The sequence below is a fragment of the Cyclobacterium sp. 1_MG-2023 genome (genome assembly GCF_030546805.1).
GTDB lineage: Bacteria > Bacteroidota > Bacteroidia > Cytophagales > Cyclobacteriaceae > Cyclobacterium.
The window spans coordinates 1-20,254 of record NZ_JAUOPC010000023.1; the positions used below are offsets into that span (position 1 = coordinate 1).

The 20,254-nt window shown below is 40.7% G+C and carries 12 protein-coding genes; 2 read left to right on the forward strand and 10 right to left on the reverse strand.

The features are described from left to right. The first annotated feature begins 368 nt into the window (after positions 1-368). A complete protein-coding gene (locus Q4534_RS22905) occupies positions 369-887 on the forward strand; it encodes a DinB family protein (protein WP_303615493.1) in 519 nt (172 codons plus the stop codon). A gap of 937 nt (positions 888-1,824) precedes the next feature. Here Q4534_RS22905 and Q4534_RS22910 read toward each other — a convergent pair. The 10 genes from Q4534_RS22910 to Q4534_RS22955 all read right to left on the reverse strand — a co-directional run bounded on the left by Q4534_RS22910 (position 1,825) and on the right by Q4534_RS22955 (position 16,022). After that, positions 1,825-4,143, reverse strand: a complete 2,319-nt coding sequence (locus tag Q4534_RS22910; protein ID WP_303615494.1) for a prolyl oligopeptidase family serine peptidase — start codon at positions 4,141-4,143, stop codon at positions 1,825-1,827. Positions 4,144-4,228: 85 nt separating this feature from the next. Beyond that, positions 4,229-5,638: a right-handed parallel beta-helix repeat-containing protein gene (locus tag Q4534_RS22915; RefSeq protein ID WP_303615495.1), complete on the reverse strand. Its 1,410-nt coding sequence runs from the start codon at positions 5,636-5,638 to the stop codon at positions 4,229-4,231. A 24-nt stretch (positions 5,639-5,662) separates the two neighbouring features. Beyond that, positions 5,663-8,734: a PVC-type heme-binding CxxCH protein gene (locus tag Q4534_RS22920; RefSeq protein ID WP_303615496.1), complete on the reverse strand. Its 3,072-nt coding sequence runs from the start codon at positions 8,732-8,734 to the stop codon at positions 5,663-5,665. An 822-nt stretch (positions 8,735-9,556) separates the two neighbouring features. Further along, positions 9,557-9,874, reverse strand: a complete 318-nt coding sequence (locus Q4534_RS22925; protein WP_303615497.1) for a type II toxin-antitoxin system RelE/ParE family toxin — start codon at positions 9,872-9,874, stop codon at positions 9,557-9,559. Beyond that, positions 9,864-10,064, reverse strand: coding sequence for a hypothetical protein (locus tag Q4534_RS22930; protein ID WP_048640128.1), 201 nt, complete (start codon positions 10,062-10,064; stop codon positions 9,864-9,866). The genes Q4534_RS22925 and Q4534_RS22930 overlap by 11 nt, the downstream gene beginning before the upstream one ends. Before the next feature lie 1,301 nt (positions 10,065-11,365). Continuing rightward, positions 11,366-11,809: a hypothetical protein gene (locus Q4534_RS22935; protein ID WP_303615498.1), complete on the reverse strand. Its 444-nt coding sequence runs from the start codon at positions 11,807-11,809 to the stop codon at positions 11,366-11,368. Between the two features lie 5 nt (positions 11,810-11,814). Next, positions 11,815-14,211 carry a TonB-dependent receptor gene (locus Q4534_RS22940; protein ID WP_303615499.1) on the reverse strand — a complete coding sequence of 799 codons (2,397 nt, stop codon included), beginning with the start codon at positions 14,209-14,211 and terminating at the stop codon, positions 11,815-11,817. Continuing rightward, a complete protein-coding gene (locus tag Q4534_RS22945; protein WP_303615500.1) occupies positions 14,198-15,133 on the reverse strand; it encodes a DUF4249 domain-containing protein in 936 nt (311 codons plus the stop codon). The genes Q4534_RS22940 and Q4534_RS22945 overlap by 14 nt, the downstream gene beginning before the upstream one ends. 364 nt (positions 15,134-15,497) lie before the next feature. Next, the gene (locus Q4534_RS22950) at positions 15,498-15,665 is read right to left on the reverse strand and encodes a type II toxin-antitoxin system RelE/ParE family toxin (protein WP_242067759.1); all 168 of its coding nucleotides are present in this window, start codon (positions 15,663-15,665) and stop codon (positions 15,498-15,500) included. A 156-nt stretch (positions 15,666-15,821) separates the two neighbouring features. Further along, on the reverse strand, positions 15,822-16,022 hold the full coding sequence (locus tag Q4534_RS22955; RefSeq protein ID WP_048640128.1) for a hypothetical protein: 201 nt from the start codon (positions 16,020-16,022) through the stop codon (positions 15,822-15,824). Positions 16,023-17,190: 1,168 nt separating this feature from the next. Between Q4534_RS22955 and Q4534_RS22960 the strand changes: the two genes are divergently transcribed. Next, entirely contained in the window at positions 17,191-20,247 is a 3,057-nt protein-coding gene (locus Q4534_RS22960) for a TonB-dependent receptor (protein ID WP_303615501.1), read from the forward strand. The last annotated feature ends 7 nt before the right edge of the window (positions 20,248-20,254 follow it).

Here is a 20,254-nt window from a genome sequence, read left to right on the forward strand (position 1 = left end):
GCTGCGTGAACTCAATACCCGGTGGCTGAGCGGAGCCGATACCTAACGGCTGCGTGAACTCAATACCCGGTGGCTGAGCGGAGCCGAAGCCTTAGGGTAACGTACTACCAGTACCTTCTCCTTGTCAAGAGTGATTTGCAGAAATGGGATTCTATGGCTGAATTGGATGCTTTGAAATGGGCTGACTCAATTGAAAGTTATTAACGAATCCATCAATCCTGAAAGTACGAAATCCCTCCGCCGCGGCGAAAGGACCAAGGGGGATTTTTGACGTAAACATTTTAAAGTATAAGCTTGAGATAATTGGACAGCCCATAGAAATACAAAAATAATTCCCGAACTTTAGATTCTACCCAAACCCAAAAACGATGAAAATAACAAACATTCTACTAACCGCTCTTTTTCTTCTTATTGGAATGGCGAGTAGCCATGCCCAAACTACCATGGAAGAGTTTCTGGCCAAATGGGAAAACAGCAAGGCTTTTACCCTTGAAGCCATTGATAAAATGCCTGATGACAAGTTAGACGACAAACTCCATGAATCTGCCATGTCTTTCAGGGAGCAAATCACGCACATAGGTGCGGCTGCAGCCAATATCTCCAAAGGGTTTTTGCTCGGTGGTGAAATGGATTTCGATGCTTCAGCAAAACCGCAAACCAAAGCTGAGATGAAAGAGTTTATCACCAAGGCTTATGATTATGGTAAAAAAACCATTTCTTCTCTCTCTGAGGCACAGTTATCAGAAAAAATAGATTCTTTTGCCGGAAAAATCACCCGTAGACAAATGGTAGGATTGCTGGATGACCATACGACGCATCATAGAGGAGCAGCCATTGCCTATATAAGGGCTCAAGGCATTGATCCTCCCGGTTATAGGGGAATTTAATTTCTCTACCCGGTGGCTGAGCGGAGCCGATAACTAACGGCTGAGTAAACGCTCTACCCGGCGGCTGAGCGGAGCCGAAGTCTAAGGGTTGCGTACGCGTAATACCTACCCCTTCGACTCCGCTCAGGGTCCGGTAATATGGATGACTTTCTGACAAAATAACACACTGATAAACAGTAATATACCCATCCCCCATACCCCATTGTCAGGGGATTTGCGGTAATGGAAATTTAATACTGAATTGTTCCTTTGAAACGGGCTGACTTAATGTAAAGTTAGTAAAAACACTATCATTCCTGAAAGCACAAAATCCCTCCGCCGCGGCGGAGGGACCAAGGGGGATTTTTGACGTAAACTGTAAACCTATTGTAGTTCCCCGGTGGCTGAGCGAAGCCGACACTTAACGGCTAAGTGATCTCAATACCCGGTGGCTGTGCAGACAGAGCCGATACCTAACGGCTGAATGAATTAAATACCCGGCGGCTGAGCGGAGCCGAAGCCTAAGGGTTACGTACGCGCAATACCTACCCCTTCGGCTCCGCTCAGGGTCCGGTAATATGGATGACTTTCTGACAAAATAACACACTGATAAACAGTAATATACCCATCCCCCATACCCCATTATCAGGGGGATTTGCGGAAATGGGAATTTATGGCTGAATTGTTCCTTTGAAACGAGCTGACTTAATGTAAAGTTAGTAAAAACACTATCATTCCTGAAAGCACAAAATCCCTCCGCCGCGGCGGAGGGACCAAGGGGGGGGGTTATTACGTAAATTGTAAACCTATTGTAGTTCCCCGGTGGCTGAGTGAACGCTCTACCCGGTGGCTGAGCGGAGCCGAAGCCTAAGGGTTGCGTACGCGTAATGCCTACCCCTTCGACTCCGCTCAGGGTTCGGTTGATTGGATTCGTCACTAAATACCCTACAATACAAACTCATTTAGCATTTTTCAAAAACCTGTCCAAAAAGGCAAAGCTTTCCTTCCCGTTAATGGTATGTCCATCATTAAAATAAGCAATCTTGGTGGAACCTTCCTGCTGAATATTCGCATAATGCCTTCTGACTTTGGCATACTCATAAGCCACCCATTTGTCCGTTCCAACCGCATCCTTATGGCCTCTTTCTACCATAAATGGTCTGGGAGCAATTAAGGCTGCCATTTCAGCATAATTGAATGTATTGGCCAGGTTCCACTCAGGAATTTCATACTCTCCGGTAAAGGGATAACTGTTGAAAGCCTCATAATCTGTGCTTGCTACTTTTCGCACCCATTCATTAAAGTCGCCTGAACAAATAGACAATGCATAACCTTCAACCAGGGCTGGAACCCGCATGGCTGTTTTACCGCCATAAGACAGGCCATAAAACCCAATTCTCTCCGAATCCACAAAATCCTGCTGACCTAACCAGTCTACAATACATTGGTGCTGACCTGTAATGATAGAGTAAAGGGACAAACCCAATGGGTTGGCTTTTCTTTGTAATACCCTAAAATTATCTTGACCCCAATATAAGTTGTGTGGGGCAAATACCACATAGCCCCTATCTGCCAAGTCTGAAGCAAATCCTTTATAGGGTTTATATGCCCTTTCAGTCTTATCTTTGGTCAAAACATCTTTGGGTAAACCTTCTAAGCCATGCTGGGTAACCACAGCCGCCAAAGGCATTGTTAGGTCTACTCCTTTTGGCACCAGTAAAATCCCCCAGGCAAAAACTCCTTCCCAAACATCCAGTTTCACTTCATAGGCTGTCCAACCTTCTGTTTCCGCATAAAATCTCGCTTCTGTATTGTTTGGCACATTCGGATCGGGCAACTTCCCTAATTCTTCCCATAACCTTGCCCTATGGGCTGATTTTATGGCTTTCAAATCTCCCGAATTGCTATCAAGGGTCTGCCAAAAAGTAGTGTTCCGGATAGTCTCAGAAGCGGGAATAAGTTGCTGCACATGGTTTTCCATAGCTCTTACAGCCCTTTCTTGCCTGTGTTCAACATTAAGCCAATGACTCGGTAAGCCACTGCTTAATAAAGAAGTATTCTTTTCATTTAATTCAGCTTCTATCCCCAAATCCTTCAGAAACACTGACAGGGATTTATCTGATTGCTCACCATTTCCTAAAGCATTGCGTCCCTCAAAAAACCGAAGGTTACTTTTGCCTTTGGGAAGCATTGCTTCTGCCCTTTGCCACTCTGCCTTCACCGAAGAAAGTTCCGGAATTGATAAGACTCCAGGAGCAGCACCAGTCCTTCCGGCTGATGGTGCCGGTGGGCCTGAAGCTTCCGGATACAAAGAATCTTCAATGTTTAACTTTTGCGGCCAACTCATGACCGCCAGCTCGGCATCCCCAAATTTTTTCAATAAGGCAAAGACATTTCTATAAATTGGCTCCTTCCATATATTTTCTCTTTGGTCAAAATAACCACTTACCAATGAAGCAGAAATCCTAGAATCCAAGGCCGCCGCATAAAGGGACAACATCCCTCCTTCTCCATGTCCGGCCACACCGATTTTCAGTGGGTTCCCTGTCCGCTCATTTTTTGCTTGGAACCAATCTACTGCTGCCAATACTTTTTGCAATTCATAGCCTATCACATGCCTGCCCAGAATAAAGCCTTGTCTGTAAATGTACTCTCTATGGGTTTGGTTGGTGAATTTTCCTTGTATAGAACTTCCTGAAAAAGTGTCTTTTCGGTTAAGTAAAACAGGAACCATCACCTCAACCCCATTTCTTGCCATATGTGCAGCCCTACCAAAACCTGTTTCACCTTCTCCTGTCATACCCGCGACAACCTCCGGTGCTGTGGCTGCATCCGGAACATAGACCACCCTGGCTTTGGTCTCCCCTTTGGGGCTGATCAACAAACCTTCAGCATAAAACTCCCCATACACTCCATCGAATACCCGCCATTTTACTGCAGAGATGGTGTATTTTTCATTCTCGAAAGTATAGGGTTCGAGCGCTCCACTTTCCTGGTAGCTCATAAAAGGAGCCGATCTCTTGTCTATAAGCCCTAAAATCTCCTGCAATTCCTGTCTTTGGGAAGCAATTGATTGATTGAAAGCTTCAGAACTTGTAAAATCCCTTTGCCAAAAATCATTTCTTGTTGCCTTGCTTTTCTGAAGGGCCTGGTCCAAAAACTCCCCTACTCCCTTCATCATGGTATTGGGCAAGTCAAATTTCTCGTCCAACAAACGCGCCTGAAAAGGGAATTCATTTTCAGTTTGACCTAAAATTTTTCCAGGGATTCCTGTCATCAAGAATAAAATAACAAGCCAAATCCTACTCTTTGAAAAGCAAATCACATGCATTTTTTATTCGATTTTGTTTAAACCTCTGAGGCTAATCCGTTATTTTATTTCCATGTCCACCAATGGTTTGAATGGGTTCAAAGGAACTATCATTTGGGTTTAAGGCGGTAATCATGCATCCCGAAACCTTGCTATCTGTAACATTGTCCAACAAGAGGCCAACTTTTTCGCAACTCAGTAGGCTACAATTCCCTATATTTATACGCTTTGAATCACGCACAACAAGACCCAGGCTGTCCTTGGAACCATAAACCTGCACACCTGAGAAGGTACAATCTTCACTATTGGTGACCAATAACTTATTGGATGGTAGCGTCCCGGAGGGATAATTGGCATTGGCATCAAACAAATTTGATCCAAACACTACATTGCTACAGCCCTCCATCAATAAGCCGTAATCATAGCCTTGCCAAATGGTATTTCCGGTAACCACCACTCCCCTGCAATATTGCAAGTCAATATTTACCATCACATCACTCAGCACATTTCCGGTGATGGTTACATTTCCCCAGCGCTCTTTTTCACTGCCAATTCCCGATGGATCTTTTCCAATGATTCGAATATTAGCTGAATTGTGCGCATTGCGGTTATGCTGAATGGTGCAACCCGTAATGGCTACTTCTGCGGTTCCAACTGCACTACCTGAGCAATCGATCAGCACATTCGCAGTGGGGGCTTTGTCTGAACCCATATTGCTTTCTATGTCACAGCCTGTGATGTGTATATTTCTGATATTGCCCCCTTTGGTGACAATTCCACCTTCCTTGTTATAACTGATATGGCTTCCCGTAATATTGGATTGGTGCAAATTGACCCCATCATAAAAGACGCCAATGCCATGGTTTTCGTAAAGGTGACAATCAGCAATGATTAAATTCCTGTTGTTTTCTTTCAGGTGAATGGCATGAAGGGTATGCCTTACTTGTACCCTTGTGATGGTCAACTGCATGGTGCCTATGGCTTCAATGCCTACAGCCGCTTTATGCTGTCCTTCTATAGACAAACCTTCTACTAAAGGCATGCGCTCTGAAGACCAAACCTTCTTATCAAATCCCTCAGGATCAGCTGAGCCAAAATGAGTCCCTGCAATTTTAAATGCCGGACCGGCACCAGCCATAATCACCTGTGCATCACCATTTCCCCTAATGCTGGCGTACCCCATTTTTGCCAGATCAATTAAAATGGTTTTAGAAATCTTATAATGACCTTTTGGGAAAATCAAACGATTCCCTGTTGTGGCAACTGCTTTTTGGATCGCTGCTGTGTCATCTGTTTTGCCATCTCCTTTAGCACCAAAATGCTTTACGTTAGTTTCCTCACCCTTTAAGTTAGAAGAAAGGTCAACTGTAGACTTCCCAAACAACTGCTGTGTCCCGGCAAATGAAGCCAATGTTGCAGCTGCTACCGTCAAAAACTTTCTCCTTTTACCGGAATTTATCATATTAAAATAGTATTGGGTTTACAATTATTTAACCTGCATCAAATAGGCAAAAAGGTCACTGATTTCTTCATCTGAAAGGGGTTCCAATATCCGCTCTGGCATATAGGTCGTTTGCTGTACTTCCATGGCTGCAATTCTTTCCTGAGACAAAACGGTAGATTTACCCCCTAGTGGTGGATCAATGGTAATCGTTCCTCCACTCTGTGATTTTAGCCTTCCTTCGAGAATACGTCCATCAGTAGTTACAATTCTTTGAACTTCATACCCTTCTCTGATGTCTGCATTTGGATCAACAATATGCAATAGCAGGTAATCAGGGTTGGATCGATCATAGCCGGTAAGCTCCGGACCGGAGACCCCACCCTCTCCATTCAGTTGGTGACAGGAACCACAATTGCTCAAAAAGAGTGTTCGCCCTTTCTTTACATTCTGCTCACCTGTTCCAATCAACTTTCCGTAAGCATTGATTCTTTTGGTCTTTTCTTCCGAAGTCAACAACTTACTGCTCGGCCATATCCTGTCAGCTCTTTCGTTGATTTGCTCATCCTGGAGTAACCTGAATCGTCTGGCAAGGTGATACTCTACGTCATCGGGGCTTATGGTTTTGGGCTGTTCGATTTCATTGAAAAAGTCCATCGCCCATTCCTTTCGACTTGCAAACAAAGAAATGGCAGCTTCCCTCACATAGACATTGTCCCTGAATCCCGGATATGCCTTTGACAGTTGTTCTCCAATTTCCTTTTGGTTGTAGGATTGCAAGGCATGCAAAGCAGTTTGCTTGATGACAGGAGAAGATTGGCCATTTTTAACCAGATTCAAAAGGTCAGGAACCACTTCATCCTGATTGATTTCTCCCAGGACCTGAATATAGGACAACCTTAATCCGATTTCTGCATTAGGATCTTTGATGATCTTCAATGCTTCTGCCAAGGCTTTTTCTTCCCTGCGCCTTAAGGCCAGGGTAAGCGGAGAGTCTCCCAATTCCTTGTTGTTTTTCTCTAATATTTTCAGCAAATTATCTGGAAGGGTAACCATCTCTCTTCCTAACAAACCTTCCTGTAGTCCTTCAATCAATATTTTGACATGTTTGGATGAAGGTGCTTCTTCCAATAATTGGGTAGCCATGGCAAAGTTTTCCGCACCACCTTCCATAATGTACCGCTGCATTAATCTGCCTAGCAGTACCTTTTCCATAATTGGATGTTGCCATATTTTATCATCGGCCATCATGGCCAATACCCCTTCTCTATCTGTTGTTGCTTTTTCTTCCAGAGCCCACCATGTCAATAATGGTATATCAGGATCCTCGCTATCCTCATGGTTATTCAGCAAGTTTTCTATAAGTGAAAAAGTCTGCTTGGAAGGCAGTCTTTTGGCTGATGCCATCAGTTGTGACCTCACCTCTGGATGTGACTCTTTTGTTGCTAGTTTTTGAAGTTCCTGGAACATGGCTGGGCTAAGGGATTGCTTGTCGCCAAGCAGCCTTACCGTCCACATCCTTACAAAAGGGTCCTTGTGATTCAGTCCCATTTTGCCGATTTCATCGCTTATGCCCGCTGTAAGGTTAATGGCCCAAAGGGCTTCCAATGCCTCTTGTTCATTTCCTGTTTCCAACAAATTGATCAATAACGGTAGACTGCTTGGATCTTTCCGGTCGCCAAACTGTCTCAAGGCTTCCTGACGGAACCATTTGTTTTCATGGGAAAGCAATTGCACCAATTCCTCATTGGAATAGCTGCTTATATCAAAGGATTGAATGTGTTTGTCTCCATTCTTGGGGCCTAGCCTGTAGATTCTTCCACTGGTCTTGTGCCAAGTATCTCTTGGATCCACATGGGACAACCTGCTATCGTACCAGTCTGCAATATAAATACCCCCATCAGGCCCTAATTTGATATCCACAGGTCTAAACCATTTGTCCGTGGTGGACAAAACGATTTCCTTGTCCACATTTTCAAAAGAGGAACCTTTCTCTGTAAATGCCGTCAGCTGAATGAAATTATGCAAGGGATTGATCGCAAACATTAGGTCATTGTAATGGGCTGGCAAAGCCGCTCCCTCATATTTGATCAATGAATGGGTAAATCTTTTCTTTTCTCCTTCCAAAGGCATATTGGGCAGGTAGCCAAAAGCATAAGGATTGGTTAAGGGCCCATGTTTGCCCCAGCTTTTGATATAATAGGCGCCTTGTTTGTAGTAAGGGCCTCTGTCATAGCCATTGGTTCCTGAAAATATCCTGCCTTTCCGATCGAATTCCACATTAAAGGCATTGTTGCCTCCACCTTCGGAGAAAAGCTCAAAGACATTGGTCTCTGGGTGGTAACGCCAGATCGCCTGGCCAAGGAAAGCTACGTTTTTAGTGACTTTTGAGTTGATATTGGCGGTAGTCGTACTTCCTTGAGCTCCATATAGCCAACCATCAGGCCCCCATCTTAAGCTATTGGCAACCGCATGGGTATCCTCCAAACCAAAACCTTCCAAATGTACTTCAGGATCGCCTTCAGGTAATCCATCCTCATTCTCATCCGCATAGGCCAATAAAAAAGGAGGACTAAGCACCCATATTTTCTTTCTTCCCAGGGCTACACCTGTGGTAATATTCAAACCCGAGATGGCATCTGTGCTTTTATCGTATTTGCCATCCCCATCTGTATCTTCAAAAAAGGTAATCCTATCTGCTCCTTTTGCTCCTGCCGGTGGCGGGTCCAATTTTTTATCAAACTTCACCCGAGTATGGTTGTCAATGGCCGTAATTTTCAAACCTTTAGGGTAAGGATATTGCTGGTATTGCACCACCCACATTCTACCCTTATGGTCAAAACTAACCTGTATGGGCTGAGCAATTTCAGGCTCTGAAAGCACCAATTCCAAAGACAAATCTTGCGGAATAGTGAAATCCTTTAGCACATCTTCGGGAGCCGTAGGGGTTGCCAGGCTGTCGGTCAATACACCTCTACCCTTGTAATTTTCCATAAAATTGGCCACGTCCTCATTGGCCGCTAGGTCCTTGATTCCTAATTCGGACTCTTTTTTACAAGAGAAAATGAGCAGGGGCAGTAAAAACCAAATGGATCCCTTTAAATGTTTTAGATGCATAGTAAATTAAAATTGTACCACATGACCCAATGGACCTGTATGTGCTATTGTTATATTTTAAAATTGTATTGAACCCGAAATAGGCAATTGCTTTTCTATTACCAATTGCAATCACTTCCTTATAAGAACCGGGATTTTCTTACCTAATCTGGATTGAATTAAACAGCAATTAAATTAATCATATTTAAACGAAAGACCTACAATAGACGCTTTTAGATCAATTTGGGCATGCCTAAATTTGATAAACGGTCTGCACTAAAACCTTAGCCAAGGTTCAGGTTGCTTCTCAGTTATTATGCCGAGGATGCATCAATTATTAAAGAATTGGAAACCGAAGCAAAAACACGCTTGGGTAAATCACCATTGCTAAAATGGAAATGCCTCTTAGGTTTTGGTTTTTCTATCTTACAATTGCGTTTTAGCAGCTTACATTTCTATTTTTCCCACCACCATTTGCATTTTAGCGATTTACATTTCTGTTTTCCCCACCTACAACTGCGTTTTCCCCACTTACATTTCCATTTTAGCAACCTACAATTGCAATTTATCTAATTACATTTTCATTTTAGAGGTTTACAATAATATTATATAAATACAAATTTGCATTTTCACAACTTACCTATACACTTAATTATCACCACCAGGAGTAGATTGCATCTACTCCTTAATTATCGAAAGACATGTATATACGGAAGACCACCTGTTACTTTAAAAAATTGAATGAACCCTGAACAACCCTCTAGGGGGATGAACTTTAAGGTGCAAAATATTTGGAAAAATCAATGTCCCACATTGGATTACAACCAAAGGTTTTCTGCTTCTTTACAACCCAGCATTATTGATCAATTCGATGATCTGTTCCTTGGTCAGATTTTCGAGCTGACTTTTATCATAGATGTGCAACAAATAAACTTCCCGGTCTTCGGTCACAATAAAGGTGATTACTCTCGCTCCACCAGACTTCCCTTTATTCTTGGAAGATATCTTCATCCGAATCTTATAAAGGTTATGTCCAAGACGAATACCTAATACAGGGTTTTCGACCAAGGTTTCAATCAGATGTTGTAAGTCGGTTTTTAGGGAAGGATACTTTTTAGCCAGCTTTTTAAACTCAGGCGTAGGGATTACCTTATAACTCATTGAGGAAGTCTTCAGTCGATTGCTTGGGTAGTTTTCCTTCCTTCATTAGTTTCACTTGTATCAGACTATTTTGCAGTTCTTCCAATGCTTTTTCTTCACTATCTTCCACCTTCACATAATCCAGGGTTTTGATGAACTCTAGGAAAACTTCAAATTTATTGTCTGCGATATTGATCGTGAGCTGCTTCATATTATAATAATGCTTTGGCTTTATAGCTTCCCTTAACTAGTATTGATAAACGAGCATATAAACAATAATGTTATCCAACGAAAATAGTTAAAAAACGCTAGAATCGAAAATAGAAATTCAATAGTCATCCATCTAAGAACATCCCTAATATTAATTCCAACCAATAAGTGGGAGGTACAGGACTTACTTACAATAGGGTTGAACCATAAACCGAAATAACTATTTGCTATCAAGCCTCTCTGCTAGGAATAGATTGCATCTACTCCTTAATTATCGAAACACATGTATATTCGGGAGACCATCTGTTACTTTAAAATTGAAAAAACCCTGTTCAACCCGCGTCGGGGTTGAGGAATTAATCGAGTATTGGCCGTCCATGGGTTTGCACCCATGGCTATTGTTGTTGAAGCCCTATAGGCTTCTTTGGTTTCGTGATAATGGACCATTCGAAAGAACTAAATCGATAGCATAAATTACCTCTCAAATCCCAGGTCTGAAGGACCTGAACAATAATAACCGTGAGTGGCAACTCACGGAAAAGCTGTTACCTACCTTTCTCTCAACCCTGGATGGGGTTGAACAGTGGGTCTAAAAACAAGTTCTTTTTCGCTAACACATTAGGAGTAGATTGCATCTACTCCTAATTATCAATAGACATGTTTATGGATAACATTTAGACGCTTTAAAAGATTGTTTAAAAAAATACTTAACCTGTCAAAGGGTAAAATAGAATGGGTTTGGCGCTGTTCAATGGTGTGTGGACATGGGGGAAAATAACAGACTACAGGTATAATTCTCCTTAATTATTGAAAGACATGTATATCCGGAAGACCATCTGCTAGTTTAAAAAATTAAACGAACCCTGTTCAACCCGCGTCAGGGTTGAGGAAATGATGGGAAATTCACCGTCCATAGGTTTGCAACCATGGCTATTATTATTGAAGACCTACAGGCTTCTTTGGTTTCGTTATAATGGACTATTCGAAAGAACTAAATCGATAGCATCAATTATCTCACAAATCCCAGGTCTGAAGGACCTGAACAATAATAACCGTGAGTGGAAACTCACGGAGAAGCTGTTACCTACCTTTTCCTCAACCCCGGATGGGGTTGAACAGTGATACGAAAAACAAGTTCACTTTCGCTATAAGCCTAGTCGTAGATTGATCCTACTTCTAGGATTGGTTTAATAATTAATGTGGTAAAAGTTTTTAACAAATACCATTTTCAAAGCCTGGTCGAAGTTTAACCTAAATGCTTAGCCAAGGGAATCATGTCTTCATCTAACATCAATACCTTGCCTATTCCTCAACAAGTACATTGATAGTTTTACTCTTTTCGGAGAATACCTCACCACCTGAATTGGTTGTTAATGCTATCATATAGCTAAATTGTAAGGTAACCGGCTTTCCAACCATCTCCTGAGTGGGCTGAAAGGAAAACTTTTCACTGAAGGGAGTTTCGATAAAATCATCGATTTCATTGTCTACCAGTTTGTACTCCTCTGTTGCGTCACCATAAGACAATATTACAGTAAGCGATGTGAACTTGGTATCCTCTCCTGTTAGCAATATGTCATAAACTATTTCCTGGCCAATTAATACTTGCTGTGTTTCCTCTCCGGGAAGAATCGTTAAATCTGGTTTTTCTAGAAAGTTAGGTTCAAAATCCTCTCCACAGCCAATCATTAAAATTAATAGGGAATAGATAAGGTACTTGAAAAAAAGATTAGGTAGTTTTTTCATGGAAATTAAAATTTTAATTTATAACTAAAGGAAGGCAAAATAGGCATCAGGGTAAATTGTTCAAAACCATTGCTATTGGCATTCAAATAAATAAAATAGGGGTTTTTTCTGTTCATTACATTGTATACAGAAACATTCCATTCTCGTAAGAACCCATTTTTCCATCTTTTTTTATTTGAATAAGCCAGATCGATTCGGTGGTAGATTGGCATTCTTAGCGCATTAATATTTTCTGTAACCAACGTTTCCTGAAAAAATACAGGAAAGGGAGTATTCAAGTCATAATTGTTAGCAATATCAGCTCCAGCTAAATTGCTGAAATAGGCATTTGTTATGAGAAAATTGCTTTTATTGGTTAGGGTAAAAGGTTGACCAGATTGAATGGTTCCAAGCAATGATAAGGATGAACGGGAAGATATTTTGTAGCTGCCTTCCAGAATAAAAGCATGTGGCCGGTCAAAGATAAATGGAAATTTTTCACCATTATTGATCAGGTCAAATTTTCGGAATGACCTGCTAAAGGTATAATTGGCTGAAACCAGCAACCGCTCAAAACGTCTATCACCCGCAATTTCCAGGCCATAAGCACTTCCCTCTCCCCCACCCAATATTGACTCTTCCCATTCGGTGGTTGCTATGGACAAACCATTATTTCTGTTGATCTCAATTAAATTCTCGAGCGTTCTATAGAACAAACCGCCACTTGCTGACCAATTTTTATGGTTCTTTGTCACTGAAAAAGAAACAGTATGGCTTTCTACCGGAGCCAACTTCCTGGTGGCAGGAATCCAAATATCCGGTTCCAGAGAGGTGCCGGAAGAATTAAGCGAGTGCACCGGCTGAAAAGATTTGCTGTAGTCCAATTCCATTCCTATATCCTCTCGGACTTGATAGGTTAACATTATTCGAGGCTGAAGTGAAAAAAAATTGCTGGCATCTATAGCGTAAACCCCAAATCTCAGTCCGGGCCTAAAATGAAGGTTTCTTTTTTTATTGTGAATGGAGGCCTGAGCATAACCAAAGGCCTCGAAGGCATTTAAATTTACATTTTCTTGCCTTTCTGTTGCTCCAAAACCGGATTGATCCAGTTGATACCTGTAAGTATCTACTGGCGTAAAGTCATGAAAAATCAATTGACCACCCACATCCACTTGGACATTCTTCTTTAGGTAATATTCCAATTCTGATTTGAAAAGGTAATCTTTTACAGCCACCCCATAATTATTGATATTTCTCATATCGGTACTCTCTTCTCTTGTAGAATGGTCCTCTTGGGAATAATCATAATTATAACTTGAAAGCGCTACCGATGTGTTCAAATGAAGTTTATTTCCAATAACCTTCCCCCATCTTAGATTGGCAAATAAATTACCCCAGGAGTTGGTTCGGTTGAAGGAAAAATTTGCAGGTTGGTCTCCGGAAAAATAATCTCTGTCCAGCTTTTCCCAAATCCTATCCCTTCCCTGATAAAAGGAAAAATAAAGGTTGCTTTTTTCACTAAATTGATGATTTAGTTTTACAGTCAAATCATGAAACTTCAAGCCATATCTTTCCTCAGGTTTGTTGATTAAATATAAAGAACCAAGAACTAGATCAACATTGGACTTACGAAAAGACACCAAAAAGGAGGATTTCCCCTTTTTAATAGGCCCTTCCAGAGCAAGTTTACTGAACAATGGCCCGATCAGAAATTCCCCATGATAGGCGTTCATGTCCCCTTGCTTGAGATGGACATCCAGTATTGAAGAAGCCCTTCCTCCAAATCTGGCAGGAAAACCACCTTTATAAAAAGTGAGCTTACTTATCGCAAAAGGATCAAAAATAGACACAAAACCACCAAAATGTCCTCCGTTATATACGGGGATACCATCCATTACCACGAGGTTCTGGTCAGGATTTCCACCACGTACAGAAAACCCAGTAGACCCTTCCAGCGTTTGCTGAACTCCCGGTTGATTTTTTATTATATCTAAAATATCAATCTCAGGTTTTAAGGTTGGTAAGGAAAGTTCGGAGGGATCATTTATAGTGATCGCAGATCCTGATTTTATTGCTACCAAGCGTTCTGCCTGCACCACAACTTCATTTAGGTTTAGAGGAATTAATTCCACCGAAAGCATTTTTTTTGTGTCGGCTGTAGTGTATTCCAGAACAAACATTTCATAACCTAAATGACTTATTCGGAGAACTCCTGCGGAATCGTCAGGCAAAGACAACTGAAAATAACCGAAATCATTGGTAAAGGTTCCGGTTTCGGATAAAGTATCATATATAGCTGCTCCTATCAATACCTCTCCACTTTCGGCATCTTTGACTTTTCCCTTTAGCGTAGTGGTTTGCGCCAATAAACTGATACTCATTAGGCAAAGAAAACCTGTAATCGCAGTTTTAAATACACTCATAGCCGGACAGATTGCAGGTTACAGAAAGATCGGTAGGGTTGTAGCCGGCAAAAACGCCTTCAGCACCCTCAATATTGGAATAAACAGGTTGCAGCTCTTTAAAAATATCAGGGAAAAATAGCATGGGGGCGTCAAATTCAGAATTATGAGACAAGACATCCAGGTGTTGAAGTAGAGATTTTTTATACCTAAAATACTGTTCGGACACGGAGGATAGTCGAAAAATAAATCTATTAGAAAAAGGATTAGCTTTAACGCTATCAAAATTTAAGGTCATGGGAAGCTTGTCTCCTTTGTTGTTTTGGAAAAGGAAATAAGGCAGGTAATTTGAGGGCAAATTTTCGATTAATGTCGCTGTATCATCGTTTCGACAGTACTGTATTTTAAATTTTGACACATCATTCTCCTCTACCTGCAAAAGCATGGATTCATAATATTTAGTCTCAATCAATGAATCAGGCATCGTCAACACAAACCTGGAAAATGGTCCGGTAATATTATCCAACTGAACAAAGCCAGCCGGGAATTTTAAATAAACATCATAGGAAGGAGCCGGTGAAGGAATGTTAGTTGCGGCTTTTATCAATTTTCCATCAGGAAGAAGTACATTTAGGTGATACGTAGTATTGGACTTGAGTTCGGCATCTCCTTCAAAGTAATCTACCGAAAACTGTAAAGAATCGATTCTTTCCTCACCTTCCCAATTCCAAGTAATCCAAACCCTAAGTTTGGACGGATCAGATATTGTTTCCATTTTTCCCAAATCGCCAACTTTATGAATATAAACTGATGCTGGAACACCTGGCCTGATTAGCCCATTGACACTGTATTGCTCCTCAAAATCCTCTGATCCGTCCAAAGTATATTCTGTAATGCAACTGGAAAATAAAAGGCAACATACTGTATAAAAAATAATCCTCATTCAAAAACAATTCATCTCAAATAACTAAATAAATTCACGGGGAGTTAGGGTATAAAATCAATAAACATAAATTTAGTCCATTTCCCTTACTAGGCTGTAACTAATTATTCAATAAAAATAACTAATTTTTTATTGATATAAAAATTTAGTTATTTGAATGATTCCGCCTTTTTTGCCACTACACTAGGAATAGATTGCATCTACTCCTTATTATCATAAGAAAAATACATCCGGAAGAGCATCTGTTGTTTTAAAAAACTATAAGAACCCCGTATAATCCTTCGATGATCTAAACTTTAAGGCGCAAAATATTTGGAAAAATCAATGTACCACATTGGATTACAACCAAAGGTTTACTGCTAATTTACAACCCAGCATTATTGATCAATTCGATGATCTGTTCCTTGGTCAGATTTTCGAGCTGGCTCTTATCATAGATGTGCAACAAATAAACTTCCCTGTCTTCGGTCACAATAAAGGTGATCACCCTTGCTCCTCCAGACTTCCCTTTATTTTTTGAAGATATCTTCATCCGAATCTTATAAAGGTTATGTCCTAGAGGAATTCCGTATTTTCGACCAGATTATCAATTAGTTACAGTATATCTATTCTTAGGGGAGGGTACTTTTTGGCCAGTTTTTTAACCAGCTTTTTAACCAGCTTTTTAAATTCAGGCGTAGGGATTACCTTATAACTCATTGAGGAAGTCTTCAGTCGATTGCTTGGGTAGTTTTCCTTCCTTCATTAGTTTTACTTGTATCAGACTATTTTGCAGTTCTTCCAATGCTTTTTCTTCGCTATCTTCCACCTTCACATAATCCAGGGTTTTGATGAACTCTAGGAAAACTTCAAATTTATTGTCTGCGATATTGATCGTTAGCTGCTTCATATTATAATAATGCTTTGGCTTTATAGCTTCCCTTAACTAGTATTGATAAACGAGCATATAAACAATAATGTTATCCAACGAAAATAGTTAAAAAACGCTAGAATCGAAAATAGAAATTCAATAGTCATCCATCTAAGAACATCCTAATGTTAATTCCAACCAATAAGTGGGTGGTACAGGACTTACTTACAATAGGATTGAACCATAAATCTAAATAACTATTTGCTATCAAGTCCCCCACCAGGAGTAGATTGCATCTACTCCTTATTATCAAAATAAAAGTACATCCGGAAGACCATCTGTTACTTTAAAATTGAAAAAACCCTGTTCAACCCGCGTCGGGGTTGAGGAATTAATCGAGTATTGGCCGTCCATGGGTATGCACCCATGGCTATTGTTGTTGAAGCCCGTCAGGCTTCTTTGGTTTCGTTATAATAAACTTTTTGAAAAGATTAATCGATGGCATCAATCACCCCACAAATCCCAGGTCTGTAGGACCTGAACTATAATAACCGTGGGTTTTACCTACGGACAGTTTGGTAACTAGCTTTATTACTCCCCCGAATGGGGTTGAACAGTGTATCGAAAAACAAGTTCTTTACGCTAACACATTAGGAGTAGATTGCATCTACTCCTAATTATCAATAGACATGTTTATGGATAACGTTTAGACGCTTTAAAAGATTGTTTAAAAAAATACTTAACCTGTCAAAGGGTAAAATAGAATGGGTTTGGTACTGTTCAATGGTGTGTGGACATGGGGGAAAATAACAGACTACAGGTATAATTCCCAATTGATTTTCCATAAAACTAAATAGTAAATTAAATAATTTTTAATAGATTAGTTCCTAAGATCGTTTCTAATTTAAAATTCTGTTTTTCATCGGTATGTTAAAGGTGCTAAACTGTGGCAAAAGCCTTTATACAAGTTGCTGTCTACCGATTTTGTTTTTGACGTATAATAGAAATGTTTCAGGTAATAAAGATGTCCATAAGAAAAGAATTTCTTGGTGTAATGGAGAGGACTCCTCTTTTCGTGAGGTAGATATAATTCCATTGATTATTATACCATAATAAAAATATCCAATTATAAATTTTTAAAACCTAAGCCTATGTAAAATCACTAAGTGCCCAAAATTTCAATTTCATTAAACCTAAAATAACTAATATGTATCAAACCAAATACCCATTATTGTACCTGAAAAAAATATTTTCAGGACAATTTTTTGTCGCCTTTGTGGCTTTAATTCTCTCATTTCAAACCTTAAATGCCCAACAACGAACCATTACGGGAACCGTTTCTTCTTCGGATACGCAAGAAACTTTACCCGGTGTAAACATTTTGATAAAAGGAAGTACCCAAGGTACTGCAACTGATATAGAAGGTAAATATTCTATTCAAGTACCCTCCTCAGATGCTATACTTTCTATTTCTTTTATTGGTTTTCAGACTCAGGAGATAGTGGTTGGCAACAACAGTATCATAGATGTGTCATTGGAACCTGAACTCTCGGCACTTTCCGAAGTGGTGGTGGTGGGTTATGGTACCCAGAAAAGAGCTACAGTGACAGGGGCCATTTCCTCGATAAGCAGTGAGCAAATCAGGGCATTACCTGTACCAAATTTAGCTTCTACACTACAGGGAAGAGCAGCAGGGGTAAGTGTAACCAATTCAGGTGCTCCCGGAACTAGTCCCATTGTCAGGGTCAGAGGTATCGGTACAGTAGGAAACAACGACCCCCTGTACGTAATTGATGGGGTGCCGGCGGGAGGTCTCAATCAAATCAACCCTGCAGACATTGAATCCATAGAAGTATTAAAAGATGCTTCAGCTGCCGCAATTTACGGTTCTAGGGCTGCAAATGGTGTGGTATTAATCACGACCAAAAAAGGCCAAATAGGTACAGCAAAGGTTACTGTAGACTCCTACTATGGTACACAAACAGCCTGGAAACAACTTGACCTTCTCAATAGAGATCAATACCTTGATTTTGGTAGAGACCTTTTGGCCAATGGAGGTGAACCTGCTCCTCAAAGATTTGACGATCTGGGAGAATTCGCTAATGTGAACACAGATTGGCAGGCTGAAATGTTTAGGTCCGCCCCTGTTCAAGACCATAACATTGCCATTTCAGGTGGTAATGAATCTGTATTATACAATGTTTCAGTAGGCTACTTCAAACAAGAAGGCATCATGAGAGGAACCGATTTTGAGCGAGTTTCTTTTAGAAGCAATACGGATTTTAATATTAATGACAGGATCAGTATCGGTCAAACCCTAACCTTTGCCTATTCAGACCGAGCCAATGAACCTTTTTCAGGAGGTAGAAGTCAAATAGAGCATATTGTAAAGCAAGTTCCTTATATACCGGTGAGAGATGCAAGCAGATTAGGAGGATTCAGGTCTCCTGACAGGGTAGATGGATCAGATCCCGAAAATCCTGTTTTGAATGCAGAGCTTAAAACCAACCGGCAGCAAGATTTTAAAATCCTTGGAACAGGCTACATCAATGTGGACCTTTATGACGGTTTAAAATACAAGTTTTTGGTGGGGCTGGATATTGGCATCGGCACACAGGATATTTACACCCCTAGGTTTGATGCCGGGGATTTTAATTTCCAACCTTTTGCATCCATTCAGCAAAATAGGACCACCTTTGTATCTCCCTTGATCAGTAACCAACTTTCTTACGACAAGACGATTGGCAAGCATACCATTAGTGCATTGGCAGTATTGGAGCAACAAACCTTTAAACAATCAGGATTAACAGGAAACGGTCAAAATTATTTAACCAATGATGTTCGTGTATTGCAAGGAATCCAAAACCAAACCACAAGTGGAAACAAAACAGAATATGCTTTAATAAGTTATATTGGAAGGATTAATTATGATTATGGACAAAAATACCTAATTAGTGCCTCTGTAAGAAGGGACGGAGGGTCTAGATTTGGCCCCTCCAATAAATGGGGGACTTTTCCATCTCTTTCCTTAGGTTGGAGGTTAAGTGAAGAATCATTTATGGCGGACATGACTGCAGTAAGTGATTTGAAATTACGGGCAAGTTATGGCGAAACCGGAAACGATAGAATAGGTGACTATGTATATCAGGGAACGATCAACAGTAACTTCTTTTACAATTTTGCTGGTTCATTACAAGGAGGCAGCACCATATCTAGTCTTGCCAATGCTAATCTAAGATGGGAGACCACCATTATGAAAAACATTGGATTGGATTTGGGCCTATTGAATGACAAGGTTAACTTTTCCCTTGAATGGTATGATAACACCACAGAAGGAATGATTCTAGGTGTTCCCATTCCTCCATCACTAGGCTATGATGGTGCACCAGTTGCCAATGTAGGAAATGTGTCCAATAAGGGTTTGGAACTTACTGCCGGATACAGGAAGTACTCAGGTGATTTACAATTTTCCATAGACGGAAACATTGGGTTTGTAAACAATGAGCTTACCTCATTGGGATCAGGAAACACCATCTTTGGCCCGGGCTTTCAAGGTGATCAAATGACATTTACTGAAGAAGGTCAGCCAATTGCTTATTTTTACGGATGGGAAATGGATGGGATTTTCCAGCAAGGTGATGATATTAGCCAACAACCCAATGCCTCACCAGGTGATATTAGGTTTAAGGATATAAACGGAGATGGCACCATTTCAGATGCAGACAGGACTAAATTGGGACATTATTTACCTGATTTCACCTATGGATTGAACCTATCCGCTAACTACAAGAATTTTGATATGACCCTCTTCATGCAAGGGGTACAGGGAAATGAAATTTTCAACTTGTTGAGGTTTCATACAGAAGGTATGACCAGGCTTTTCAATGCCGGAGTGGGTGTTTTGGATCGCTGGACTCCAACAAATCCTACCAATGATTTCCCACGTGCAGTTTCAGGCGATCCCAATAGAAATGCGAGAGCAAGTTCAAGGTGGATTGAAGACGGCTCTTATTTCCGTTTAAAAAATCTATCTATAGGTTATACCATCCCTAGTCAAGCTTTGGAGTCATTTAGCAAAGGTTACATCTCCAATATAAGGGTATATCTATCCAGTCAAAACCTATTTACCCTTACCAATTATTCAGGATATGATCCGGAAATCGCAGTAAGAACGGGAGTGGATTCTACCTTGGGAACAGGTATTGATTATGGTCAGTTTCCTGCAGCCAGAACCTTAATGGCAGGACTACAACTTACTTTTTAATCAAACC

Coding starts and splice junctions, on each gene's coding strand:
- Q4534_RS22940 (WP_303615499.1), bottom strand. CDS start 14,211: ATGAGTGTATTTAAAACTGCGATTACAGGTTTTCTTTGCCTAATGAGT.
- Q4534_RS22925 (WP_303615497.1), bottom strand. CDS start 9,874: ATGAGTTATAAGGTAATCCCTACGCCTGAGTTTAAAAAGCTGGCTAAA.
- Q4534_RS22935 (WP_303615498.1), bottom strand. CDS start 11,809: ATGAAAAAACTACCTAATCTTTTTTTCAAGTACCTTATCTATTCCCTA.
- Q4534_RS22955 (WP_048640128.1), bottom strand. CDS start 16,022: ATGAAGCAGCTAACGATCAATATCGCAGACAATAAATTTGAAGTTTTC.
- Q4534_RS22960 (WP_303615501.1), top strand. CDS start 17,191: ATGTATCAAACCAAATACCCATTATTGTACCTGAAAAAAATATTTTCA.
- Q4534_RS22905 (WP_303615493.1), top strand. CDS start 369: ATGAAAATAACAAACATTCTACTAACCGCTCTTTTTCTTCTTATTGGA.
- Q4534_RS22945 (WP_303615500.1), bottom strand. CDS start 15,133: ATGAGGATTATTTTTTATACAGTATGTTGCCTTTTATTTTCCAGTTGC.
- Q4534_RS22920 (WP_303615496.1), bottom strand. CDS start 8,734: ATGCATCTAAAACATTTAAAGGGATCCATTTGGTTTTTACTGCCCCTG.
- Q4534_RS22915 (WP_303615495.1), bottom strand. CDS start 5,638: ATGATAAATTCCGGTAAAAGGAGAAAGTTTTTGACGGTAGCAGCTGCA.
- Q4534_RS22930 (WP_048640128.1), bottom strand. CDS start 10,064: ATGAAGCAGCTCACGATCAATATCGCAGACAATAAATTTGAAGTTTTC.
- Q4534_RS22950 (WP_242067759.1), bottom strand. CDS start 15,665: ATGAAGATATCTTCAAAAAATAAAGGGAAGTCTGGAGGAGCAAGGGTG.
- Q4534_RS22910 (WP_303615494.1), bottom strand. CDS start 4,143: ATGACAGGAATCCCTGGAAAAATTTTAGGTCAAACTGAAAATGAATTC.